We start from the raw sequence: 24,114 nt of genomic DNA on the forward strand, positions 1-24,114 counted from the left end.
CACGCCAAGCCGCAAAGTCGCTAAGCAAGAAAGAACCCATTACCCACAGATACCGATTCTCCTTTGCTTTTTTGGAGCATAACAAATGAACAAAGTTAATCGATTAGCTCAGTAAAACCATCATGAACATAACCAGAAAGGAACTCTCACATGAGGCAAACGAGCTGGCGAAGGTGGCTGTAAACTGCGCCTATGTCCTTCATCGTGAAACCGGCCCTGGACTATTAGAGTCTGTTTATGAAGTGGTTCTATCCAAAATGCTTACCGACAAGGGAATCATCGTTGATAGACAAAAGCCTATACCGATTCAACTCATGGGAGCTACTTTTACTGAGGGCTTTCGAGCCGACCTCCTGCTCAATAACACACTTCTTATTGAACTGAAATCCGTAGAAAAAATCCACCCCTTACACAGCAAGCAAACGCTCACGTATTTAAGGCTTCTGGATCTCCCCCTTGGCTTACTCATTAATTTTGGATCCCCCACACTCAAGGAAGGAACCAAACGCATCGTTAACAACTACTATGAATCCCCTTAACTTAAATACCCTCCTCCCCCTTTGCGTCTTAGCGTCTTTGCGTGACATAATAAAAAACAAACACTCACATCAAGCCGCATAGCCGCCAAGCTAGAAAAAAAGCACCCCACCCTCCGACCAACATCCCTTTGCGCCTTTGCGTGATTCTTCATATCATACCAGTCATGGACGACCTCTTCTCCTTTGCCGAATCTCAGAATACGCCTTCCCCTGAGGCAAGGATTGCCGAACTCTGCACCCAACTCGAGCACCACAACCAGCTCTACTACCAACAGGCCGAGCCGGAAATCAGCGACGCCGAGTACGACGCCTTGATGAGTGAACTCAAAAAGCTGGAGGCCGCTCATCCGGCACTTGCCAGACCCGACTCCCCAAGCCAACGCGTCGGGGGAGCACCACTCGAAGGCTTCACCCAGATCAAACATCTCGTGCCGATGCTCTCCATCGAGGACATCCACGAACTCAAGGACGAGGAACTGATCGAGATCCAACAATCAGAACCGACCGCTACCCGAGCGTATAACCTTCTTGATTGGTTTGACCGCTTTCAGCGATCTTTGGGTCACTCCGATGTAACTCTTACAGTTGAACCCAAAATCGACGGGGTCGCCGTTTCCATCGTCTACCGCAACGGCGTGCTCGACTATGCCGTCACCCGCGGAGACGGCACAACAGGTGACGATATCACGCAGAACATCAAAACCATTCAATCGATCCCACTTCGCCTACCCGAGGGCGCACCCGCCTTGTTTGAAGTCCGGGGTGAGGTGTTCATGCCGAACGAAGGGTTTGCCAAACTCAACCAACAACGGGACGAGGCCGGTGAACCCGCCTTTGTCAACCCACGCAATGCCACCGCAGGCACCTTGAAACAGCTCGATCCAAAACTGGTCGCCAAGCGACCGCTCGATTGCATTTTCCACTCATACGGACATGTGGACCAGGCACCCTACACCACCGTGGCAGAATTCCAGCAAACGCTCGAAGACTACGGCCTGAAGCACACGCATTGGTTCAATAAAGCCCACACGATGGAGGAATTGTTAGGCTCAATTACCAAGCTTGACCATGATCGTCACAGCTTTGCGTATGCCACTGATGGGGCGGTCATCAAAGTCGACAAACTCAGCCTGCATGCAGAACTTGGCGCCACATCCAAACACCCGAAGTGGGCCTGCGCCTTCAAGTTTCTTCCCGAGCAAAAAGAAACCCTACTCAAGAGCATCACGATTCAAGTTGGGCGCACCGGCGTACTCACTCCCGTTGCCGAGCTCGAACCGGTATTTGTTTCCGGCACCACCGTTTCGCGTGCCACTCTACACAACCAAGACGAAATCGACCGCAAAGATGTCCGCATTGGTGACACCGTTGTGATCGAAAAAGCCGGTGAGATCATCCCCGCGGTGGTCAAGGTCATCGGCGGCAAACGTCCAGCCCAAAGTCAGGCGTTTAATCTCTACGATTTCGTCAATGGCCGATGCCCGTCTTGCTCCGGCCCTATCGAACAAGAAGAGGGGTTTGTCGCCTGGCGCTGCACCAACTTCGCCTGCCCAGCCCAAGCCATCACCCGGATCAAACATTTTGCCTCCCGTAAGGCACTCGATATCGATGGGCTCGGAACCGCCGTGGCCGAGAAATTGGTTGAAACCCAATCCGTCACCACCACCCTCGACCTGTTTGATTTGGAACAAAAGGCTCTGGCTGATCTATTGCTGGATCCAGCTCAACTGGAAATGGGAGAAAGCAAACCCCGCCGGCTCGGGGAGAAAAAGGCTCGTCTGATTGTAAACTCACTGGAAAGCGCACGACAAGCCCCCCTATCGAAATGGATTTACGCCATGGGAATCCCCCAGATCGGAGAGTCCGCCGCCAGGGAAATCGCACGTCTCCACAACAATCTCAGCGAAGTCGCTAACAGCCCCATCATCACTACCATCCTCAAGATAAGTAAACTTGAGACGGAACAGAAACTCATCTCCCCTCGCAACAAATCCAACCCGCCTGCCAACGACGCCGAAAAAAAACAACGCCAACAACACTACAACGATCTCAAACAGAAAATCACAAATCACAAATCACAAATCACCAATTATCAGGTCTCACCTGATCTCGGACCCGTCGCGGCCGAACACATCGTTGACTTTTTCCAAAGCGAGGGCGGACAACACGTCTTGGAAAAACTAACAAATCTAAACATCAACCCACGATCAGACAACTACGACCCCGAAAAATCCGCACTGCAAAATAGTGGCTCGGCCATCGCCGGAAAAACCTTTGTCATCACCGGCACACTCTCCGAGCCAAGACCGGCATTCAAAAAACGGATCGAAGCCGCGGGAGGCAAAGTCTCCGGTTCCATCTCAGGAAAAACCGACTACCTGTTAGCCGGTGAGAAGGCTGGCTCAAAACGCAGCAAGGCAGAATCCTTGGGAGTGACCATCCTCGACGAAGAAACGTTCCGAGACATGCTTTAGCATGAAAGTAGGACAGGATTTCATCCTGTCGGCAACCTTGATTCATCATACAGAGCCCCAACCAATTTCCAGAGCTGTCGACAGGTTAAAAACCTGTCCTACTTTCACGATCAATCATTCCACCTAATCCCCAACAATAGCCTCACCATGAACAACGCCTGGATTTGCCTCATCTTTGCCGGCTTCTTTGAAATCGGCTGGCCAGTCGGCTTGAAGTTGGCCCAGTCACCCGGGAAAACCGTCCAAGGGATCATCATCGCCGTCGTGTGTATGGCAATCAGTGGCTGGCTACTGTGGTCGGCCCAAAAAACGATTCCAATGGGAACTGCCTATGCTGTCTGGACGGGACTGGGTGCCGCGGGAACTTTTTTTGTGGGCGTGCTGTTCTATGAAGACCCCACCAGCATGATGCGCTACCTGGGCGTGCTCATGATCATTGGCGGCGTGGTGACGCTCAAGCTGGCTCATTGATCACCCCGCTCTGATTACCCGTTAGGATCCAGCAGCGGGCACTTGGCAGGGAGAACCATGCGGACCGCTCCCGGGACCACCTCGAAACGGATATGGGTCGACTCAATCGGCTCTCCATCTAAATTCACAGGGATGGGCACCTCGGATGATGATTCCAACCATGCAACCTGCCGCCGTTGTACGTATTCGCCATCCACATCGGAATCGAGCAGCTCACGAATCACTTGGGAGACAGCGTCCGCAGGAAAACTTCGGAGAGAGACCACATCGAACAATCCATCATTGATCACGGCCTTGGGCGCGAGCTGTTGGCCTCCACCCGCTTGTCGACCATTGCAAACCGCCCCAATCACCAATTCATGATCCATTTCCACCCCGGGAGCTCTGACTGTTCCAGCGTAGGGAGTGAAGTTCACCGCCTGCACCAAGCCAGATAAGGTATAAGCACCTCCACCCAGGAAGTTTTTCAAGGCAACCGGGGTACTTGTGGTCACCTGCGCCCCGAACCCGGCACTCGCCACATTGATAAAATGACGTTCGTTCGCCCGGGCCGCATCCACTGGCACGGCTGTGCCGGTTTGGGCCAATCGCAGTGCCTGTCCATAGTCCGCCGGAATCGTGCAGGCCGTGGCAAAGTCATTGGCCGTCCCCAAGGGAAGCAGTGCCAACTCCGGCTGTTGATCAGCAGGCAATTGTAAAATGGCATCCACGGCTTCATTCACCGTTCCGTCGCCCCCCCCGGCAATGATTCGCTGACAGCCCTCGGCGGCTGCCTCAGCAACAAGCCGCTGCACATCCCCACCCTCCCAGGTGGGTCGCACCTCCATCTCAGCAAACTCTCTGGCTTGAAAAACGGCATCTCGCACCGGATCGAGCCCGGCTTTTTTACCATTGATGATCAATCGTGTTTTCATATCAGTTTCTATCGGTTATCCAAGTTATCCCCTGCAGGCAATCAACAGACTAATCAGAATGGTCCCAATTGCCAACTCGATTTCCAGCAATTCCAAGCCATGAAGCTCAAGCGTAGACATCCTGACGCCTCCATAGCCAAGGCCTGGTTATAATGACAAAGTCTTCCGCTGAGCTTCCAATTTGCGAGTTGCAATGCCTTCGTGCTTATGGGACAAAGGCGGACGTGAAACGTATCTTCTCTTCCTCACTGATTGTGGCGGGCCTTTCGCTGGCTTTGCTGACTCCCGCCATGGCCGGCGATTCCGTTGCCGAAACCATTCCTCCGACAAGTGATGGCCTCAACGGCAAACAAGAGTGGTTCGGCCCTCCCTACATCCAGTTCGCCCGTAAGAACTCGAATACCGATCTCCCAGGATATGCCGTTGGCAATGCAAACTACCGCCACAATTTCACCACGGATTTCGACAGCCTTCCCGGTGATGTCAGCTCGGATGCCTTCAACCTCTGGCTTCCTTTTGCCGGTGTTAACCACGATGAGTTCCACCTCTTTGGCTTCATCAACTACGGTGCCACCAAATACGACACCAGCGTGCCCAACTTGCTGACCGAAGACACCCTGCACAACTTCTATATGCCCATTGTCTTCATCCACGATGTTTCCGAAAAATGGATCTGGGGAGGCATGGTGATGCCCTCCTATTCCGGGGCTCAAAGTAGCAGTGACAACTTTGCCATTTCCGCTGCTCTCGGCGCAGGGTACAACTACAGCGAAAACCTCGAGCTCTTTGCCGGTGTCTACTACTACCACGGCTTCGGTGAAGAGTATATCATCCCGGGAGCCGCTTTCATCTGGCGCCCCGCACCACGCTGGGAAGCCTACCTGCTGCCTCCCATCGGTGGCATTACCTACAGCGTCAACGATAACTGGCTGGTCAACCTCTACGGCCAATACAGCTCGCCGACCTGGCACGTCAAAGCCGACGATGCAGGACCGGACCGCGATATCAATGTCAGCAGCCTGCGTATCGGTCTTCGTGCGGAATACAACGTGCACAACCAACTGTGGGCCTGGCTCGGTGCCGGTGTCAGCATGGGACAAGAGCTCGACATCGAAAATACCTCGGACAAAACCATCCAGAACAGCGACATCGACATGACTCCCTTCGTTCAGGTCGGTCTCAACTACCGTTTCTAACCCAAGCAGCTCGATATCCATGAAACACCTTGCCCTCATCCCCAGCCTCCTGATAGGCTTACTGCTATGCTCATGTTCCACCGGCATCAACATGCCGTCAGGTACGATCGACTCCTACCAGTCCGCCAATCTGATCAGCCGCAACCCGTATGCCGAGAAATTCGGCTCCGCAGCCAGTCAGGCCCATGTGCGCAAGGTGCATTCCATGATCCAAGGATCTATCAAATCCGAGTTCCAAAGAAATGGTGTCCAATACGGCAAAAAGCAATCCGACCTGGCCGTCGCTTATCTGATTCTGGTTCAGAACCGGGCCATCACCTATCATTACAATGATTACTTTGGTCATGGCCCCAATGCCAATGAGATCGCCAAAACCGCGCATGAACGTGGCGTCATGAAAAAAGAGGTTTCCGACTACCACAACAAAGCCGGCATCCTCATCGATGTGATCGACACCAAAACCAATAAAATTGTCTATCGGAACTTCTACGCGACCGATATCGTCCACATCCCATCCGACAGCATCCGGGCCAATCGCATCCGCCAAGCAGTGCAATCCGCCTTGGCTCCATTTTTTGTCAGAAAGTCATAACCCCGACCTGTCATTGACACGCCTCAGTCTCTGGGGCTAATATGCCTGCCCTCTATTCCATCCCATTCTATCTTCTATGAAAGCAATCCAATACCTCACAGCCCTCACTCTCGCCACCGTCCTCGGAGCCTGCTCTCCAGGTGTGGATCTCCCCAAAGGTACCAGCAAAGGCTACAGTTCGGCCCGACTGATCGCCCACAACCCAGACGCCGAAGTCACTGACGACCCGGTCGCCGTCGCCAAGGAAAAGAAATTCCACAAAAGCTTCCAAAAAGCGCTCAAAAATGAATTCACCGACCATGGAATGAAATACGGGGCCAAGGACGCCGATCTCAAAGTCGCCTACCTCGTGATGATCCAAAACAATGCCATCACCTTCCACTACAACGACTACTTCGGTCAGGGACGCAATGCCGACAAACTTGCCGATTTCGCCCATCAGAAGGGCGCCATCGAAAGCAAACGCGACGAGTTTTTTGAGCGGGTCATCCTTGTCGTCGATGTCATCGACACCAAAACCAACGAGCTCGTCTTTCGCAACCACTACGCCAAGGACATCGTCGATGTTCCAAGCGATGCCCAGCGCACTCAGCGGATCAATGCCGCAATCAAAGAAACACTCGCTCCCTTCTTCGTCAAAGAGTAGCCACGATCTTCTCTAAACCGACTTATCCATCGACCGCCCATTACTCAATATCATGAAACCACTCTCTATTTTCGGTGCAGCCGCGCTCGCTTTTGCGCTTAGCGCCTGCTCGCCTAGCGTCGACATGCCCAAGGGCACCAGCAAAGGCTACGAATCCGCCCGCCTGGTCAAACGCAACCCCAATTCCTCCATCACGCTGACTTCAAGGGAAAAACAAGCGCACCAATTGATCCAAAATGCCATCAAAGGTCAGTTCACCAGCAATGGAAAAAGCTACGGTCAGGCGAATGCCGACCTCATTGTCGGCTACATGGTCATCGTTCAGGACAGCGCCAGCACCACATCCTACAATGAATACTTCGGCTTTGGCCGCGATGCCGAAGGCATCACCGATGCCGCCCACATGAAAGGGGTCATCGAAGGTGTCCGCCCCGATTTCTTTGAGCGTGCCGGCCTGCTGGTCGATGTCATCGATGCCAAAACCAATAAACTGGTCTACCGCAATATCTACGTCGGTGACGTGGTTAAGGGGTCATCGGGTTCTGCTCGAACCCAGCGTATCAATCAGGCCGTTGCCCAGGCACTGGCACCCTTTTTTGCGAAATAAAAGCGCGCATAGTATCATTCAACCATCAACGCGGTCGGGGATCACCTCGTCCGCGTTTTTTTGTGAAGCCCACACACGCGACTCTTCGCTTCCTCAAGGGCGCCGCCGCCCGTGGGAACTGCCTCGGTGACGCCGACCTTCATCTATTTTGCCATCGGCATCCCTGTCCTCACCCCAGGGCATCTTGTCCTCATAGCGGACCCCTTCCCGCCTTCCCTGGCTAACATGATCCGCATATTGTTTCCGTTTCTCCGATTCCGCAAAACGTCCATTGGCTTCGTTCAGCACCTTACGGATCTCGACTGGTGAAGCATCCAGTGGCAGCTCGGCCATCACACGCCCGTCCTGCCCAAAAGCCCCGGAGCGAACAACAAAGATACCGGACTTTTCCTTCTCTCCTTCAATCACATTCGCCCACTCCAGATCTTCCTTATCGGCAAAATCAAGATGGTATCGACCAAGCACATCAGGATGGTTCATCACCTTGCGCATCGATACGGTTAGAATCTTACGTTTGCGCTCCGGAGCCACCACAAATACAAGCAACCGCTGGTCCCCGGAGGCCACATTCAAAGCCTGCTTAAAACTGTGAAAATCCTGAACCTCCGCATCCAAAGTCGAACCACGTTCCGGGTACTGCACCGCTATCTTGTTCATCTGCCGAATGACATCGGCATTCTGTTGCTCGGGAGAACTCCGTCCCAACCCAAAACCTTGCCTCGGACTGCGCCCCGTTCCCGAAAGGCGAGTCTTTCCATCCGGCGCAAAAATACAAAAGGCCGTATTTTCAAAACGCCCATTCAGCAGGCTGCGTACCATGTCTTGGTGCCGCTTGCTTTCAAACGACTCCAGACGGACACAAACAAACTTCCGTGAAGCTTCAACAAAGGCTTTCGTTGCGAACAAACTGTTCTGCGTCTTGGCGTAACCGGGTCAAAACACACCGGACACGCCATTGCACTGTGCTGCCGCTGCCATAAAGAAGATAGGCCGCTGACTTCGTTGTGCCTCGACCTTTGCCGTTTCCCATGTGGTGTACCACATTACACCGGGGTCTCCAACCGGCTGAGGACTGGCTCCGATATCCATCGGCCTCGGCCCCTGGGCATCAAGTGCCATCGGGGACAAAACCACAAGCTGAGTGATCATTGAAAGAACAAGGGGGATTTTCATGATACCCATTCAACCCCCACCGCTACGGAAAGTTGCGGATACGAAGCCCCCCCCGCCAGCCATCACACTAGATTCATGACACCTTACGCTTTTCGTAATACCGCACCGCCGCTTCTTTTTGACGCGGTGAACTGAAATGATCAACCCGCTTCAAATAGCCAATGATCCGGGTGGCATAACAAAGATTCGTCGAGGCACATGAGGGGCACTTCACCACCGTCTCCTTTGCGATATAACCACAATCGTCACAAATCGTGCTGCGCACATTGATACACCAATAGTTACAGCCTAACTTCGCCGCGACATCAATCAACTTCATACAGGCGTCCTGGTTCGGGTGTTCGTGAAGATTAAGGTGAAGCGCACTACCTCCATCCAGATAATCCACCACCTGGCGACCATGCAACACCATCTTGTCGAGAATACTCGCGTGTTCATCTTCCACCCGGTAAAAATAGCTGTTGTAACAATCGCGAGGAACTTCCAAACCATCAGCCCGATCCCAGTCCGCGTTCCTCACCCCCAACGTTTCCGCCGGAATCATCTCGGTATTGAATCGACACCCATACTGCTCCGAGGCCTCACGGTTCAGTCGGTAAATCGTGCCCAACTGCTGCTGTAGGTAATCAATGTAACCGGACTGATTCTCCGGCCCCAAGCCAAGGTATTCAGCCGATTCTAACAACCCATTCACTCCAATCGTCAGGAATTGTTTTTCCATGCTGATAAACCCGGCGTCATACACGGGTAGCATCCCGTTCTGCAACATCTCCTCAAGCAAGGTGCGATAAGCCACTTGGTAGCGATGAATTTTTTCTATCTGTTCTTTGAGATCACTTCCGTTCTGAACCAAGCGGTTCATATTCAGGGTGATCACATTGAGTGACCCGGTACTGACCCCTCCGGCCCCTAGGCTGTAAGAAAACGAAGTATCGGTGATCTCGTTACGCAGTCGGCAGCAGGAGGCGAGGCTGTCCGCACTCTCCGACTGATAGATAAAAAAGCTATTCCCATCACTCATCTGCCGGGCCAGCATCGCGGAAAACTCACGATCCTTCGCTTGTTCGTTTTCATTTAAGATCGCCGCCGTCACAACGGGGAAGGTCAGAACTGACCTCGTTCGTTCATGGTTGAACCAGGACAAAAAATGCTCCTGAAGCACCTGCAAGCGTGCGTAATCCGGCACATCCCCATTGGGGAATACAAAATCTCCAAATAATGATTCAAAGTAATACTGGTCATACACGGAGATATTCCAAAACACACTCTGGTAGCCGCGGCAAGCCGCCGGCTGATTGATCGAATAGACCACATGCTGGAAATAGCCGTCGATCCGCTCACGATGCGTTTCAAGATAAGCATCACCAAACTCACGCGCTGCAAAGTGATCGAAGTACAATAAAAACTCAACCGTTGCCAAGGCCCCGGCAAACTGGCTTGAGACCGCAAACACCAGGTTAATAAAACTTCCACAAAAACTCTCCAGATGCTGAGGAGCCTTCGACTCCCCACCGAGCTTTGTCAGGCCATCCATCAGAAATGGATAAAGCGTAATCGATGCACAGTACGGTTTGATACTGGTTTCATCGTGCGCATAGATTTCACGAGCATCCAGCTGCCTCACATACTCATCCGCCAGATCCTGTCCAAACATCGAGGCAATCTTTTCCTGCAGCATCCCGCGGTTAATCTGCCGAAAATAATCTTTGAACAATTCATTCTCTAAGGTCGCAATATTCTTGTGCGTCACATTGGCATTCGGGTCATGCTCCGAACCGTCCGCCGCATTACCTGCTTCGATGTATTGATTAAAAAATTGTTGTTTCTCCTGTAATTGCTTGCTGCTGAGTGCACTCATTTCCTGTGATTGGTTGCTTGTTCATTCTTTCTAACTAGCGAGTCGCATTCGCTCGCTTGCGGGTTTTGTTTCCAGGAAATGGTGGTTCAAACACTGCCCGGTTCGTAAATCAATCAATCGCTGGTTCGTATCCTCAGAATCCAGCCCCCCTCTCTCCGCGATCCACGGCCCCAATTTGACGTAATCTAACATAATAGCCAATTCGTCCTCTACCTGGTCGCGCCCGGTGTAGAGAGCCGTTAGTAATCCACGCTCCCTAATCACACGTAAATGAGCCATCAGAGTGTCCTTTTCCCACTCGCCGCCATAAAACAACACACAGCTGATCATCCCTTGGTAACGATCCAAAAAACCGGTTAAAACCCGCTCATCCAGAGGCTCTCCATAGGACGGGTTCCAGGTAAAGGGACTGTGACATCCCGGACACCTTACAGGACAACCCGAGATCGAAAGAGCCAGGGATATTTCTCCCGGAATTTCCTGCATTACAACCTGTGGATAACTAAAGTTCATCGCTTTTTTGTCATTATTCCGACCCAGCCCAGCCTGCAGCTTTGCCTGATCCCGTGCTGTTCACTATGCCTTAATTAGCATGGTCACATCAAGATGATTTTTCTATATGAAGTATGTCTATATTTAAAATATACCACATGTTGTATATATTTAAGTTCTGCGGAAATAGAGCAAAGCTTGACCTAATCCCCTGATTTTCGAGCCCATACACCTTCCACACCCTCGAAATCAGCCACCTTGTTCCATCCGCCCCTTCCTAAATATGGGGGTGAATTTTTTTATCCTGTTTTGTTAGAAAGCAATCATTCTATCACCCTTTCCGATATGCTTTTGCTGCATCGGGTCACCCTGCCGAACAGAAATCAGGTCACTGAAAAGCATTGCCAAAACCAGACAAGCTCACTATGGCTGCCAGCAACGGATGCGCTCTGGCGCTGATCCTTTTTTTGTTATGAATGCGATCGACTCTTTCGTTTCGGGCCTGTTTGACTACCCCCTGATGCATCACCCTGTGTTTGTTCTCTTCAGCGTGATTGCGATTGGCCTGATTCTTGGCCGCATCTCCCTGTATGGCGTCAGTCTGGGAAGTGCTGCGGTGATGTTTGTCGCTCTGATCTACGGTCATTACGATGTGGAAATCAGCCAGACGGTCACCAGTGTCGGTTTGGTTTTGTTTGTTTATTGTGTGGGGATTGGTGCCGGTTCCCGCTTTTTCAGCACCTTGAAGCAGACCGGGGTTCAGCTAGCCATCATCTCCTGTGCCGTGGTCTTTGCCGGAGGGGTCTCAGCAGCCTTGGCGGCAACGGTCTTTGGCATTTCACCCAGCGTGGCTGCCGGCATCTTTGCCGGAGCCCTGACCAGCACCCCGGGCCTGGCAGCGGCCCAAGAACACTTCACAGCCGGCGCAGATCAAAGTCTCGTCTCAGCCGGCTACGCCATCGCCTACCCATTCGGCGTGGTGGGCACGGTTCTCTTCGTCCAGATGTGGCCTCGACTCCGGAAAAAGGACCTGCAAAAAATTGGTGAGAAGGTCGATGCCGAACAATCCCAGGCAAAAAAAATCGTCCCCGTGCTCGTCAAAATGACCAACCCAAAGTTTGTTGATCGCCCGATTGACCAATTACGCATCCTCGACCACCTGCACTGCCGGATCACCCGGATCATGAAAGACGGTGTGCTCGTCCCCATCGAACACGGAGCCACACTGCAGCTCGGCCAATTACTCTGGGTGGTGGGACGCGAGGACGACATCGAAGCCATGCTCGATGCCCTCGGTGAACGTGAGGAAGCACCCGTCATTATCAACTCTGACATGGAACGCCGCACCCTGGTGGTCACCAACCGCGCCTTCGCCAATAAGTCCCTCTCCCAACTCCGGCTCCTGCGCGACCACGGAGTCTCGGTCTCCCGCATCCGAAGATACGAATACGAACTCATCCCCAACGAAAACACCGAACTCAGCATCGGTGACCAGCTGGTCACAGTGGGCAACACCGAGAACCTCGAAAAATTTTCCAAAACGGTTGGCCACCGCCCTTCGATCATCGACGCCACCGACCTGCTTTCCCTGACTCTTGGCATCGCCATCGGTGTGCTCGTCGGCATGATTCCATTAGGAGGCTTCAAGCTCGGCCTCGCAGGTGGCCCGCTGCTGGTATCCCTCCTGCTCGGCCACTTCGGTCGGATTGGAGCGGTTGCCGGATATGTCCCGCGCCCCACCCGCTTGCTGCTACGTGAACTCGGACTTTGCCTCTTCCTCGCAGGTGCCGGGATCAAAGGCGGAGCCAGCTTCGTCGATACCCTGCAAGCCCAGGGCGGCGGCATCTTTGTGGTCGGCGTGATTGCCACTCTAGCCCCCATCGTCGTCGGTTACTTCATTGCGACCGCGGTCTATAAGTTCAATATCCTGACTTCACTTGGTGGCGTCTGCGGAGCGATGACCTCGACCCCGGCGCTGGGTGCGATCTCCTCGAAGACCGACTCCCAGGCACCCATCGTGAGCTACGCCAGTGCCTACCCCGCAGCGCTACTGCTGATGGTGGTGGGAGTCAACCTCCTGCTCGCCATTATGAGCAGCCTCAGTTAGACTCCACGATAAGCACCCATTTTCGCCCTTTTATTTCCCCTTAGCGTCGTTGTCCCTCTCAGGTTTGGAGAGGGAAAACATCCAACGATAAAGCTCTTCCTTGCCGTAGACCAATCGTCTGGCATTGTGCCCCTCCTCGGGAAAAACCTTTAACCTTGCCTGCTTGCCACCCGCTTTTTGTATGGCTGCGATCAGGCGTTGAGATCGCTCGGCTGGCACCACCCGGTCCTGCGCCCCTACAAAGGCAAAGACCGGCACCTTGGCGAGATTCACCACCCAGTTGTCGAGCTCCGGGCTCACATCCTTTGGTCCCTTGCGACCAATCCCTCCGGAAACGGGAGCCACCGCGGCAAAGAGCTCCGGATGATGGGCCGCCCAAACCCAGCAGCCGTATCCTCCCATACTGTTGCCCGTTAGATAAACACGCTTTTCGTCAAAGGACAGACTGGTTTTCAAGTCAGCCAAAAACACATTGAGATCCTCCGGGGTCCATGTCGATGATTCTCCGTTTACCCTTTTTGACAGACACTGGGGAGCGACCACCACACAGGGAGATGAAACGTATCGCTGCACTCCCCGGCACAGTGGCGCCACCTGGCGCTGAATTTTGTTAATCTCATCGCCACGTCCACCGCTGCCGTGCAAGTAAATCAACAGTGCCGGCTTTTCCTTCGCATCATGCTGCAAACGAAGACAGACATATTCGGGATTTAAAAACGACGTCTTCGCTTGAGCCGCATCACTCATCCGGCGCAGATCCTTCCATTTCCCTTGCTCCGAGCCCTCCTCATCGGCATCTACCGGAGTCAGAACGGACAATATCATCAGCAGGAGCCCCAAACCCCATCCCCCCTGCTTCTTTCTTTGATACCTTTCTTCCATTTGATTATCACGACTCAAACCAACAACGTCTCCAAGAGCAACGATAAAAATAAGACCCTTTCTTCTGAATATCTTTCTTCTCGACGCCGTCCAAGCTGCCACCTAACGTGAAACAGCCTATGAATACCATCCGATCCTCCCATGTTCTATCCAGCCTGGTTGCCGGCGCCACCCTGATGATGGCTCCCGGCCTACATGCCCAAGAATCCTTCGACCCCACAGGTAAAGAAGCCGAGGCCACCCTACCCCACCTGATCCGCACCCAGGTCGAGTATATCGAAATGTCACTCGAGCAAATGACCGCACTCCTGGCCGACCCCGCAGCCACCAAAACCGACACCATCCTGCGGCAACGCATCAACGAACTGATCAAACAAGAAAAGGCTGAAATCATCGATACCCAGATGGTCATCTCCCGTAGCGGGGAGAAATCAACCAGTGAGTCGATCCGCGAATTTATCTACCCGACCGAATACGAACCACCGGAGCTTCCCAACAAAATCCACCTCCATACCCAGGATGGTAAAACCGAGATTCCGAACAAGGAGCTCGCCACCGGCCCCACGCCGACCGCCTTCGAAACCCGCAACCTTGGCTCTACCCTGGAGGTCGAACCCACACTCTCAGAAAACAAGCAGTACGTGGATCTCCGTTTCGCTCCCGAACTTGTCTACCATGTTGAAAACGTCAAATGGGCGACATGGAAAGACAAACACGGCGAAGCCGATATCCAGATGCCTATCATGTATACGCTCCGAGTGAACACGGCCGTCTCTGTGTATAACCACCGACCTTGTCTGGTCGCGGCCCTTTCACCCAAAGATGACAAGGGGATCACCGACCGCTCACGCAAGGTGCTTGTGTTCGTCCGATGCGATGTGGTTCCTGTCGGGCGATAACTCATCCCCACACCTACGTGATGAAGACGCTGGTCTGCATCCACTGCCTGATTCTCGCCATGGCTTCTCTGGCAGCAGAGGAGCCAAGCCCGCGTCCCAACATCCGGGTGCAAACCCAGATGATTGAAATGTCGCTGGAAAGCTTCGTCGAGCTGTCCAACAGCCCGGTGGCCATGTCACCACATGCTATCGCGCAAAGGTTCATCCACGAGAACAAGGCCAAGCTCATCGATAGTAATCTGGTCATCTGCCAGCATGAGCAAGATGCACGTCTCCAATCGTTCAAAGAATTGATTTATCCTTCCGAGCTTACGGGTTCAGGCATTAGTGGGTCCTTCACTGACGAGGATCATAAAAAGCTCGAAGCCTCTATGAGAACACTCAACGCGCGATTCATCCTTCCCAGCTTTGAGTCCAGAGAGGTCGGGGAGTTCTTGGAAATAGAAGCATCCATCAAAGACGATCGCATCCTCTTACGGTTCGCCGGAGATTCCGTCACCAACCCCGAATACCTCTGCTTACTCGAACAACATGATCAACACGGCTGGGCCCGAGTGGGCTTTCCCATTTTTGAAACCAGGCGCGCATACTCCACGCTCCATCTGGCAAACAACCGGTTCACATGGATCAACCATTTTACTTCCCTCGACAGCTCTGGAAAACCAGACCCAAACAACAAGCTCCTACTCTTTGTCAAAGCCGAGCTCATTCACCCCAGCGCTCCCTGAGTCACCACCGAACAAACAAAGCAAGCACCCCTCCAATGAAAGCACTTTTTCTCAGCCCACTCTTGTTCGTCGCCTTTCTCAGTGGTGGGGCCAAGGCAAGTGAGAAAGATCGTAGCGGCCCCAGACACGTCCGCATCCAGACGATGCTGATTGAAATCCCACTGACAATCCACACCGAACTGTTCGACTCACCACTGGCACTCCCCACCTTCGATGCAGCTTGGCAGCTCGTTGAACAAAAAAAGGCCAAGCTGATCAACAGCGATGTACTTATTTGTCGCAGCGGAGAAAAGGCAACACATGAATCCTACACCGAGTGGATCTATCCAACCGAATATGCACCACCTTGTCTCCCGTGTGCTCCCGGAGGCAGCAAGCATTTCAAACAAAAAACCAATTGGATTCGACCCGACCTAACCACACCCACCGCCTTTGAAACCCGCAACGTCGGAAACACCCTGGAAATGGAACCGACCATTGGTGAAGGAATCATCGATATCCGACTTGCGGCGGAATATATCAACCTGAGCGCCTGGCACCAATGGTTTAACTGGAAAGATCAATGGGGAGAAGCTGGCATCCGCTTCCCTGATTTTTACACCCGGCGCGTCAACCTGGCGACCTCTGTCGTTCGTGACCGTTACGGCTACCTCACCAGCTTCACTCCCTATGACGCTACAGGTCGCCGCGACCCCAGCCGTAAACAACTCTTCTTTATCAAAGCAACTCCCGTCTTCGTTTCCCCATGAAATTCATCTTCACCCTTATTCTTCTCGGACTCACCCCCCTCCTGCAGGCTGCCCTGCCCACGATGTGGGTGAAGGATAAAGGAGGTCGAGTTCCGTTAAAAATCGATCACATCCACGCTGAAGTCCGCGTGGTTCAGGACCTGGCGGAAACGACGCTGACACTCCGATTCCGCAACGAGACCAAGCGCATGCAGGAGGGAGAATTTGTGCTTCCCCTTCCGGAAGGGGCCACGGTTTCTGGCTATGCCTTGGAAATCAATGGCGAGTTACGCAACGGCGTCGCCGTAGAAAAACTTCAGGCACGCCACGCCTACGAATCCATCAAACGCCAGATGATCGACCCCGGCCTCGTCGAACGTGAAGCCAACAACACCTACCGCACCAAGGTCTTTCCCATCCCAGCCGAAGGAACCAAACGTGTCCGAATTTCCTACACCGAAACCCTCCGGGAACATGACAAGCAACTGCTTTACACGCTGCCAACCCAAACCCCGGGAGCCGTCGATACCTTCATCTGCGACGTTCACTTCGAACAATCGAAAACACCTCAAATCGACACCCCATCTCTGGAATTTGAAACCATCAGCGACACGCACCTCCAAGCCAAAGCCGAGCACATCACCCTGAAGGATCCCATCAAGATCCAATGCCCACAGGATCAATCCAGTGTTGTGATCACCGGCGAATATGACGACCAAACCTACCTCTACTTGCGCTATAAACCCATGGATGACATTCGGGACATGCCGCGCAAAGCCGTGCAACACATCCATCTCATCTGGGATGCCTCGGACTCGCGTCGCACTCAGAACCATCAGGCTGAACTGGCTCTGCTGGATGCCTATTTCCAAAAGTTGGCAGAACAAGGCCCCGTCAAGGTCAGCCTGCAATTCCTCCGCAACCGACTGATCGACGCCGGTAGCTTCACCATTCAAGACGGCCAATGGAAAACCCTGCGCGACACCTTGGAAAAAACATTCTACGACGGCTCAACCCATCGTAACGCCTTCGCCGAACATCAACCAGCAGCCGAGCTCACGATGGTTTTTACCGATGTCAATCGCTCCAAGCAAGCCCTGCCGCTGCAAGTCAAGGTCCAGCCTAACACCTTTATCTTCCACTGTGGTCAAGGGCATACTTTTTCCTCATCCGAACTCAGCGAAGGTGTCACAAACATCCAGCTGGAGGAAAAACCACATCGTGGCAACATCAACAAAGCGCTGCACCAACTCACCCATACCGCCTTTAAGATCGAATCCATCGAGCTCGAGGGGTCCCAGCTCATCGCCTGCCTTCGGAGCATGCAGCAGTCACAGGCATTGGTCGGCACCATCCCGGGCAAGCCGACCAAACAAATCAAGATCATCTGGAAAAACGGCAACGGACAAACCATCGAACAACCACTATCCACCACCGTCGTCAGAGACATCTCTCAGGGAGACGTGACCCTACAAAACGCCCACATGCTCGAGCGGCTCTTCGCACAAGAACGTCTGAACCAACTGGAACGCACACTCAGCCGTCCCGTGGACATCATCAAGCACTGCCGCCGATACGGGCTCGTCAGCGATCACACCTCACTCATCGTTTTGGAACGATTCGAAGACTACGTCCGCTACAATATCCCGCCACCGGAACCCGCGCTTCGCAAAAAATGGGAAACCCAACGCCAACAATTTGAGCAGCAGAAAACAAAAACCACCTCCCAGACCGACGGCTTACCAACCCGACTGCACCGCGCATGGCAACTCCATCTGCAGTGGCACCTACGCACCTTCCCCTGGCGCTCCAAGGTACTGCAAAACCACCTCAGACAGAGCTCTCTCTGGCTCGATGCCTGCAAGTCTCTGTTCCAGCCGGAAGACCTCGACTCCCACAGCCACGGCATCATCGAAACCTGGCATCAACAAACCTTCCGCTTCATCCGCAATGCGCACCAGATCCGGGACAATGCCAGCCACCAACAGTGGAAACGCCAACAAGACCAACTGATCCGTGAGTGGGCCAAGTTTCCAACACTTGAGGTCAAACGAAAACCCGGTCAAGCACTCGCCGTTTCCATCCGCGGTCTGGTCCAACATCCTGACACCTACCGCCTGTCTGGCAAACTCACACTGAAACAAGCCATCACCCGGGCCGGCGGACTACACCCGGCAGGCAACCTGCAGTACATCAGCCTTTACCGTAATGCCCACGCCACCACCTACAACCTACTCAGCCAGCACTACCAGGATATCCCCCTGCAGCCAGGCGATATGGTTGTCGCCTCCCCGATCCCCTGGGAGCATTACTCCGACGATCCCTTTGGCGCCTTCAGCCCGCAACCCGCCCGTGACCCATCCCGGGCACCCGCGATCTCCCACACCCCGAAGGTGAGCGGCGACGATTTCGATGGTAGCTCAGACGACGGAAGTTCAGATGACCCCTTTGGCGGAGGCGATCACCGTAAAAAATACAGCCCTACCAAAGGAGACATTCGAATCCTACCACCACTCGCACCCGCATTTGATAAAAAACGACTGCTCGCTTTCGAACGCGCACTCAAACAAAAAACGAACGAGCAACAAGCATACGATTCCTGGAAAAAGCTTAAACAAAAGCACGCGCTTCCGGCACCCATCTATCTCGAGGCCGCCCGCATCCTTGCACGTAACCAACATCAGGAACTCGCGATCCAAGTGCTCTCCAACCTCCGTGAACACCCGAACGAAGCTGCAGAAAACCCACGCGCATGGGCCTACCTGCTCGGAGCAATCGGCAGATTCGATCTCGCACTCCCGATCTTGCGCCAACTTCAACAGTCGCACCCCGACACCATTCAGAACCAGCTCGACCTGATCCGCTACCGACAAAAAGTCCAGCCGGACAGACCCGCTGCATTCTGGGCCAAGCAATACCACGAGCTGGTGACATCCCTCCCTGCTTCCAATCGAACAAGCGATGCAAAAGTCCTCGCACTGGCACTCATCGAACGCAACGCCTACCTCAAGCGACCATTGCCAGAACCCGCACCCGATTACTCCAACAACCTGAGCAGCGACCTGCGAATCGTCGTTTACCCCAGCAACCCAGAAGCCAAACTACAAGTCAAAGTGAAGGAGCCTGTCGATGACCACACCAGCCGATGGCACGACTCGATCCAGGGCGGCCGACTTCACTACGCCTCCAGCATCCAGGAGTATCGACTGAGGCACGCGATGCCCGGTAAGTATCAGCTCAGCTGCACCAGCAGACAGCCACTCACCCTGCAAATCGCCATTTACACCCACTGGGGAAAACCCAATCAAGCATGCCACTGGACAACGGTTACTTTAAACGAATCCAGCTCTTGGACGCCTGTCGCTGAGTGTGATCTAAGCTACGATGAAGAAGAAAAATAATCTCACCGCAAGCGCACCCTATTCCACTTTCACCCGGACAAAACGACGCCCCATTTCGGGCACCGCATCCAGGGTTTCGACCAAGACTTGTTGAAACTCAAATCCTAACAACGGATGAGAGACAGCGGAAACTTCCTGAAAGGGCAACAACCAGGAAACCAAATCATCTGAAACTTCGATGGAATATTGCAAGTCATGCGATCCAGGTTTCCGGCGGTTGTATTGAACTTCCAAACGTCCGCTTATCTCATTATAAACAGCCGTCGGCTCAGAGGTCGGAGCATCCGCCTGGTGGGGGTTGCCCCCAAACCCGTATTCCTGCAGAAGATCGACCCCATCACCGTCACGATCATCCGACCACGATGGAACCACTGAACCAAAGTGGCGGTATAACCAAAGCGAGGACACTTGTTCATCCGCCGCTGCCAGGTCTGCCATTTCTGCCGATGACTTTGCTCCCGCAAAGACACGCAGTTCGTCAATGTCACCCTTGAAGTTATAGCTTGTTGCATGGTTCGATGCGCCAATCACGGCCACACCTCCCGGATCGGTATTCATCACCTCGGAGCTCGATCCTGAAACCACCTCCTGCACGCCATCCACGTACAGCTTGCACTCATTCACATCCGTGCTGCTGTTCCCATTAAAATCATCCACCACCACAGCCACATGGTGCCACTGACCGTCATTGATGTTAGTCGATCCAACGATATAGCCACCTTGCACCTCAAGGCGCAGTTTCTGAGTCGTTGTCCCGTCCAGTCGAAAACTGAAACGTTTACCGTTCGTGTTCACGCCGTAGCCAAAAATCACCTGGTTTTCTACCCCGGATGTAGCGGACACCCTGATCCAGGCCGCAACCGTCCGGGGACTGTCACCTGTGGGCAAAACCACCCCTGAGAGGTTCACCTGATCGTCCACTCCGTCCAAGGACAATGCGTAGCCATGTTTGCCTTCAATATGAACCGCCTCACTGTCAGCCACACCGCTATGCGTGCCCACCACCTTACCTCCGGCTTCGCTCACCGTGTTGCCAGTGGTTTCGTTCAATGGGAACCAAAGGTCGGCAGATGGCACACAAACATCCACCGTCACGGTGGACTCCGCAAGATACTGCCCATCCGTGATGGTGTAACGGAATGTCACTTGGCCATATTTTCCAGCCTCTGGAGTGTAGATAATCTGATCGCCGTTGATCGCAGCCGAGCCAATGGGCGGAGACGAAACCGACTGGATCTGAAGGGTTGAAGGTTGTCCGTCATCGTAATCATTCTGCAACACAGAAATGGCAACAGGAGATACGCCGTCGGCACTGGCATGATCCGGCACGGCCGTCGGTTCGGGCGCGGGAGTCCCCGCGCGATAGAGCGCATTGAGCGGCACATCCTGCAGGCTGACGCCAGGCCCTGAATAACGTAAGCTGATATCATGGCTACCGCTGCGATGTTTATAGAGCACCCGGATTGGATGAATGCCAGCTTTCAAACGCATCGAGCCATTGCGTTCCGTTCCGTCATGATTAAAATCATCATCAATGACGTGTGCATCGTGCACCCAAAGCATCCCTCCGGAACCATTGTCAGCGACCGTGGTATCCGTGGTCATACGGAACGTGTATTCCCCATCCGTTGGCACTTGCAGATAACCAGTGAATTCAATCACCACATTGTCATCCTGTGTGCGCACAGTGAGATCCAAGCCGCTGCAATCACCACTCGCCACTGGAGTCAACCCTGCTGTTTCAGGTACCCACGGCCAGATTCCGGTGAACACCTTGTAATTCATCCCCTGCACCACCGGAGTGACCACACCCGGTGCATACTCCCCGGAGAGGTAGGAACGATTGTAGTCACCATCTAGCCGAACCTGAAGCACCCTATCCTTCATCTTCTGCTGCAAGGTCGGCTTGCCTGCCGCCAGGTTTGTTCCCTCATCGGAGTCGGCATCCACATCATAGATTTGAAAGTCCTGGCTATGACTCGAAACATTCGTCCGGACCCCTTTGTAGCGTTTACCATCCGTATCATCCATGAAGATGGTCTGCATCTGCCCCCGGGTCGCTCCTCCGTGGTTCGGGAAATCGGTATAATTGGGTGTGCTTCCCCCCACGTTGTATTCAAAATAGAGATAGCCTTTATCTTTTTGATCCCCCGTTCCCGTCAGTTCGGGAAGCAGGGAAACACCAGTGGTCCAGGCCGGGGGAGTCAGCCCGGCGGCATCCACCACGGTGGGCATCCAATCCCAGAAGGCAGACGGACGAAGCGAATTACGTCCAGGTGTCGACGGGTTATTGTCACCGATGCTTCCCGGCCACCAGGCGAAAGTCGGCACTCGGATCCCCCCCTCCCAGTGGTCCCGCTTGATACCTTCGAGTTCTCCATAGGAATCAAAATTCCTCGGGTTGTGGGCAACGCTACCACCCGACCCCGACTCATTGTGTGTTCCGTTGTCCGAGGTGAAAATCACCAGCGTGTTGTCATCGATGTTCAGGTCCCGGAGTGTTTGCAGGATATCGCCCATACAGGTGTCAATCCTCCGCACCATGGTCGCATGCCGGGCAGCCGCATTCGACAAAGCACTGTAATCCGGGTGGATCCAGCTGTCATTGGTTCCCGAGTTTGTATTCAAAGGCCAACTCAATCCTCCGCTCGTTCCAGAGCCAGCCGGATACGCCTGGGTGGGAACCTGGAGTTGGGCATGAGGAGCATCATAGGCGAGATAAATAAAAAACGGAGTTCCTGCATGGTTGGTCGTGCGGTCCTGAATGATACTCTTCACCTTGGCGGTCCACAGATCAGTGGTGTAGGCGTGGTCCAGTCCACTGGTGACAGGAGAACTCTGCTCCACCACGGTCCCACCATTACCAGGGTAGTGCTGATGACCATGGATGTGGCGGGTATACCCATAAAAATAGTCAAACCCTCGATTGTTTGGCCTGGCCTCATCCGTTGGCGAGGTTCCCCCGACCCCCCATTTTCCTACACAAGCGGTATAATAGCCGCCGGATTGCATCACCGTGCCCAGAGTATGGTTATCATCGATCCGTTTATCAAAAGAGTTATCTCGGATGTTGGCATGCCCTTGGTCCCGGCCCTGGAGTAGCGATCCGCGAGCGGGGGCACAGACCGGAGCACTGGTGTAGTGCCGTGTGAGTTTCGCCCCCTCAGCAATCATACGGTCAAGCTGCGGGGTGTAAATAAAGGCTTCTTCCGTGCCATTCATCACCCCGTCCCCCGCGATACCGCCACCCGCGCCATTGTCCCGCTTGTGCTGGTGCAGATTGTAAATATCACCAAAGCCAAGGTCATCACACATGACCAGGATCACATTAGGCGCAGCCGCCGACCAGGCACCGGCCGTAAGAACGATCGAAAACAAAGAGCAAAGACAAGTAAATCGTAGCATCAGATCAAAAGATAAAAACAAGTAAACACATGGCAAGTTTCAAACGTGCCGCTCAACTGTGGGCCCATCAACAATGATGTAAAAACGAACACACTCCCTTATGTCCGCAAGCGATAAAAGTATTACTCATCACCTTACGGGTATCTTGCGCCATAAGAGGGAGCCGAAACCATGTTGTAAAAAAAGCATCCACCGGCTTCTTTGCGGTGGATGCTATAGATGTCAGCCGGTGACTGCCCCATGGTTCCAAGCCAATGGGAAATCCCACGACTTGGCCATCTACTTACTTCCGGCGGCGCAGGATAAGTGATAGCCCTCCAAGGCCTACAAGAGCTGCTGAAGACGGCTCCGGCACGGCGTTAACCGAACCATTCACTTGAATATCATTGAAATGGATATTTCCATTACCCGTTGCATTATCCAACCTGAACTCAAACTTCACAGTGGTCGCTCCTGTAATAGACTCCGTAAAAGTGTCTACGGCAAACGGAGTAAGCTGCCCTACCTGTTCAGTTCCATATTCTTCTTCTGTGCCACCGTCGACAGTTACATGCCACTGAAGCTGAGTTGGCGCACCGCCACCGTTCCGATAAGAACTCATCGTAAGACTGGTGACCTCAATCGTCTTTCCCGGATCAGCGGTGAGGGTAAACGAAAACGAGCCTCTACCATTACCTGACGTGATGTGAAAATTCTTCAAATTAAGTTCCCCCGCAGCTCCTCCGGCATTCTCATATCGCAAACTCCCACCACTAAGAAGATCACTGGAGGATATCCCCGTGACAGCTCCGGAATTGGTTGCGTCTATCAGTGTAGATCCGGGTGTAATATCAGCATCTGGAACCGTCCCTGATGCTCCTGAAAAATCCCAATCTGCGATTACGGCTGCCTGACTTGTCAGCGCCGCCATACCTGAAAAGGTAACAGCGCTCAGTAGTTGTTTAATCATCATATAATTCGTGTTTACAGTTCAAATGCCCCCTCCGAATCCTACCGGAATGG

General features: G+C 53.4%; 20 protein-coding genes. 12 read left to right on the forward strand and 8 right to left on the reverse strand.

From position 1 onward, the window contains the following. Positions 1 to 122: 122 nt before the first annotated feature. The 3 genes from HW115_RS09175 (at position 123) to HW115_RS09185 (ending at position 3,484) form a co-directional block, all read left to right on the forward strand. The gene (locus tag HW115_RS09175) at positions 123 to 539 is read left to right on the forward strand and encodes a GxxExxY protein (RefSeq protein ID WP_178932321.1); all 417 of its coding nucleotides are present in this window, start codon (positions 123 to 125) and stop codon (positions 537 to 539) included. A gap of 164 nt (positions 540 to 703) precedes the next feature. Beyond that, positions 704 to 3,013, forward strand: coding sequence for an NAD-dependent DNA ligase LigA (gene ligA / locus HW115_RS09180; protein WP_178932322.1), 2,310 nt, complete (start codon positions 704 to 706; stop codon positions 3,011 to 3,013). Positions 3,014 to 3,160: 147 nt separating this feature from the next. Further along, positions 3,161 to 3,484: a DMT family transporter gene (locus HW115_RS09185; RefSeq protein ID WP_178932323.1), complete on the forward strand. Its 324-nt coding sequence runs from the start codon at positions 3,161 to 3,163 to the stop codon at positions 3,482 to 3,484. A gap of 14 nt (positions 3,485 to 3,498) precedes the next feature. On the opposite strand, the gene yegS is transcribed toward HW115_RS09185, so the two are convergent. Beyond that, a complete protein-coding gene (yegS, locus tag HW115_RS09190; RefSeq protein WP_178932324.1) occupies positions 3,499 to 4,398 on the reverse strand; it encodes a lipid kinase YegS in 900 nt (299 codons plus the stop codon). A 224-nt stretch (positions 4,399 to 4,622) separates the two neighbouring features. On the opposite strand from yegS, the gene HW115_RS09195 reads away from it, so the two are divergent. The 4 genes from HW115_RS09195 (at position 4,623) to HW115_RS09210 (ending at position 7,439) form a co-directional block, all read left to right on the forward strand. Then, positions 4,623 to 5,594, forward strand: coding sequence for a DUF6268 family outer membrane beta-barrel protein (locus HW115_RS09195; RefSeq protein WP_178932325.1), 972 nt, complete (start codon positions 4,623 to 4,625; stop codon positions 5,592 to 5,594). A 19-nt stretch (positions 5,595 to 5,613) separates the two neighbouring features. Further along, positions 5,614 to 6,186, forward strand: coding sequence for a DUF4136 domain-containing protein (locus tag HW115_RS09200; RefSeq protein WP_178932326.1), 573 nt, complete (start codon positions 5,614 to 5,616; stop codon positions 6,184 to 6,186). Positions 6,187 to 6,262: 76 nt separating this feature from the next. Beyond that, complete coding sequence (locus tag HW115_RS09205; protein WP_178932327.1) at positions 6,263 to 6,832, forward strand: DUF4136 domain-containing protein; 570 nt, start codon at positions 6,263 to 6,265, stop codon at positions 6,830 to 6,832. A 52-nt stretch (positions 6,833 to 6,884) separates the two neighbouring features. Beyond that, positions 6,885 to 7,439, forward strand: coding sequence for a DUF4136 domain-containing protein (locus tag HW115_RS09210; protein ID WP_178932328.1), 555 nt, complete (start codon positions 6,885 to 6,887; stop codon positions 7,437 to 7,439). Positions 7,440 to 7,532: 93 nt separating this feature from the next. On the opposite strand, the gene HW115_RS09215 is transcribed toward HW115_RS09210, so the two are convergent. From HW115_RS09215 to nrdG, 4 genes are all read right to left on the reverse strand, one after another. After that, the gene (locus HW115_RS09215; RefSeq protein WP_178932329.1) at positions 7,533 to 8,345 is read right to left on the reverse strand and encodes a hypothetical protein; all 813 of its coding nucleotides are present in this window, start codon (positions 8,343 to 8,345) and stop codon (positions 7,533 to 7,535) included. Between the two features lie 27 nt (positions 8,346 to 8,372). Then, positions 8,373 to 8,612: a hypothetical protein gene (locus HW115_RS09220; RefSeq protein ID WP_178932330.1), complete on the reverse strand. Its 240-nt coding sequence runs from the start codon at positions 8,610 to 8,612 to the stop codon at positions 8,373 to 8,375. Between the two features lie 73 nt (positions 8,613 to 8,685). Then, positions 8,686 to 10,470: an anaerobic ribonucleoside-triphosphate reductase gene (gene nrdD / locus HW115_RS09225; protein WP_178932331.1), complete on the reverse strand. Its 1,785-nt coding sequence runs from the start codon at positions 10,468 to 10,470 to the stop codon at positions 8,686 to 8,688. A 30-nt stretch (positions 10,471 to 10,500) separates the two neighbouring features. Next, positions 10,501 to 10,983, reverse strand: coding sequence for an anaerobic ribonucleoside-triphosphate reductase activating protein (gene nrdG, locus HW115_RS09230; protein ID WP_178932332.1), 483 nt, complete (start codon positions 10,981 to 10,983; stop codon positions 10,501 to 10,503). A 451-nt stretch (positions 10,984 to 11,434) separates the two neighbouring features. Here nrdG and HW115_RS09235 point away from each other — a divergent pair, with 451 nt between their 5' ends. Next, entirely contained in the window at positions 11,435 to 13,069 is a 1,635-nt protein-coding gene (locus HW115_RS09235; RefSeq protein WP_178932333.1) for an aspartate:alanine exchanger family transporter, read from the forward strand. Between the two features lie 30 nt (positions 13,070 to 13,099). Here the strand turns inward: HW115_RS09235 and HW115_RS09240 are convergent, their stop codons facing one another. Continuing rightward, positions 13,100 to 13,894 (reverse strand): carboxylesterase family protein, encoded by a 795-nt coding sequence (locus tag HW115_RS09240; protein WP_178932334.1) that lies wholly within the window; start codon positions 13,892 to 13,894, stop codon positions 13,100 to 13,102. 176 nt (positions 13,895 to 14,070) lie between these two features. On the opposite strand from HW115_RS09240, the gene HW115_RS09245 reads away from it, so the two are divergent. Genes HW115_RS09245 through HW115_RS09260 form a run of 4 tightly spaced genes read left to right on the forward strand, consistent with a single transcriptional unit; the run spans position 14,071 to position 19,707 of the window. Next, the gene (locus tag HW115_RS09245) at positions 14,071 to 14,850 is read left to right on the forward strand and encodes a hypothetical protein (protein WP_178932335.1); all 780 of its coding nucleotides are present in this window, start codon (positions 14,071 to 14,073) and stop codon (positions 14,848 to 14,850) included. A gap of 17 nt (positions 14,851 to 14,867) precedes the next feature. Next, a complete protein-coding gene (locus tag HW115_RS09250; protein ID WP_178932336.1) occupies positions 14,868 to 15,578 on the forward strand; it encodes a hypothetical protein in 711 nt (236 codons plus the stop codon). A gap of 35 nt (positions 15,579 to 15,613) precedes the next feature. Beyond that, the gene (locus HW115_RS09255; protein ID WP_178932337.1) at positions 15,614 to 16,327 is read left to right on the forward strand and encodes a hypothetical protein; all 714 of its coding nucleotides are present in this window, start codon (positions 15,614 to 15,616) and stop codon (positions 16,325 to 16,327) included. After that, complete coding sequence (locus HW115_RS09260; RefSeq protein WP_178932338.1) at positions 16,324 to 19,707, forward strand: VIT domain-containing protein; 3,384 nt, start codon at positions 16,324 to 16,326, stop codon at positions 19,705 to 19,707. The genes HW115_RS09255 and HW115_RS09260 overlap by 4 nt, the downstream gene beginning before the upstream one ends. A gap of 18 nt (positions 19,708 to 19,725) precedes the next feature. Here HW115_RS09260 and HW115_RS09265 read toward each other — a convergent pair whose 3' ends face one another. Next, positions 19,726 to 23,112 (reverse strand): sulfatase-like hydrolase/transferase, encoded by a 3,387-nt coding sequence (locus HW115_RS09265; protein WP_178932339.1) that lies wholly within the window; start codon positions 23,110 to 23,112, stop codon positions 19,726 to 19,728. A 283-nt stretch (positions 23,113 to 23,395) separates the two neighbouring features. Continuing rightward, positions 23,396 to 24,064 (reverse strand): PEP-CTERM sorting domain-containing protein, encoded by a 669-nt coding sequence (locus HW115_RS09270; RefSeq protein ID WP_178932340.1) that lies wholly within the window; start codon positions 24,062 to 24,064, stop codon positions 23,396 to 23,398. Between the last annotated feature and the right edge of the window lie 50 nt (positions 24,065 to 24,114).

Source organism: Oceaniferula marina (genome assembly GCF_013391475.1).
Taxonomy (GTDB): domain Bacteria; phylum Verrucomicrobiota; class Verrucomicrobiia; order Verrucomicrobiales; family Akkermansiaceae; genus Oceaniferula; species Oceaniferula marina.

Excerpts from the sequence above, each read along its gene's own strand:
- HW115_RS09235 (WP_178932333.1), top strand. The coding sequence starts at position 11,435 with ATGAATGCGATCGACTCTTTCGTTTCGGGCCTGTTTGACTACCCCCTG.
- HW115_RS09240 (WP_178932334.1), bottom strand. The coding sequence starts at position 13,894 with ATGATATTGTCCGTTCTGACTCCGGTAGATGCCGATGAGGAGGGCTCG.
- nrdG (WP_178932332.1), bottom strand. The coding sequence starts at position 10,983 with ATGAACTTTAGTTATCCACAGGTTGTAATGCAGGAAATTCCGGGAGAA.
- HW115_RS09205 (WP_178932327.1), top strand. The coding sequence starts at position 6,263 with ATGAAAGCAATCCAATACCTCACAGCCCTCACTCTCGCCACCGTCCTC.
- HW115_RS09260 (WP_178932338.1), top strand. The coding sequence starts at position 16,324 with ATGAAATTCATCTTCACCCTTATTCTTCTCGGACTCACCCCCCTCCTG.
- HW115_RS09185 (WP_178932323.1), top strand. The coding sequence starts at position 3,161 with ATGAACAACGCCTGGATTTGCCTCATCTTTGCCGGCTTCTTTGAAATC.
- HW115_RS09270 (WP_178932340.1), bottom strand. The coding sequence starts at position 24,064 with ATGATGATTAAACAACTACTGAGCGCTGTTACCTTTTCAGGTATGGCG.
- ligA (WP_178932322.1), top strand. The coding sequence starts at position 704 with ATGGACGACCTCTTCTCCTTTGCCGAATCTCAGAATACGCCTTCCCCT.
- HW115_RS09220 (WP_178932330.1), bottom strand. The coding sequence starts at position 8,612 with ATGAAAATCCCCCTTGTTCTTTCAATGATCACTCAGCTTGTGGTTTTG.
- nrdD (WP_178932331.1), bottom strand. The coding sequence starts at position 10,470 with ATGAGTGCACTCAGCAGCAAGCAATTACAGGAGAAACAACAATTTTTT.
- HW115_RS09265 (WP_178932339.1), bottom strand. The coding sequence starts at position 23,112 with ATGCTACGATTTACTTGTCTTTGCTCTTTGTTTTCGATCGTTCTTACG.
- yegS (WP_178932324.1), bottom strand. The coding sequence starts at position 4,398 with ATGAAAACACGATTGATCATCAATGGTAAAAAAGCCGGGCTCGATCCG.
- HW115_RS09175 (WP_178932321.1), top strand. The coding sequence starts at position 123 with ATGAACATAACCAGAAAGGAACTCTCACATGAGGCAAACGAGCTGGCG.
- HW115_RS09255 (WP_178932337.1), top strand. The coding sequence starts at position 15,614 with ATGAAAGCACTTTTTCTCAGCCCACTCTTGTTCGTCGCCTTTCTCAGT.
- HW115_RS09200 (WP_178932326.1), top strand. The coding sequence starts at position 5,614 with ATGAAACACCTTGCCCTCATCCCCAGCCTCCTGATAGGCTTACTGCTA.
- HW115_RS09245 (WP_178932335.1), top strand. The coding sequence starts at position 14,071 with ATGAATACCATCCGATCCTCCCATGTTCTATCCAGCCTGGTTGCCGGC.
- HW115_RS09210 (WP_178932328.1), top strand. The coding sequence starts at position 6,885 with ATGAAACCACTCTCTATTTTCGGTGCAGCCGCGCTCGCTTTTGCGCTT.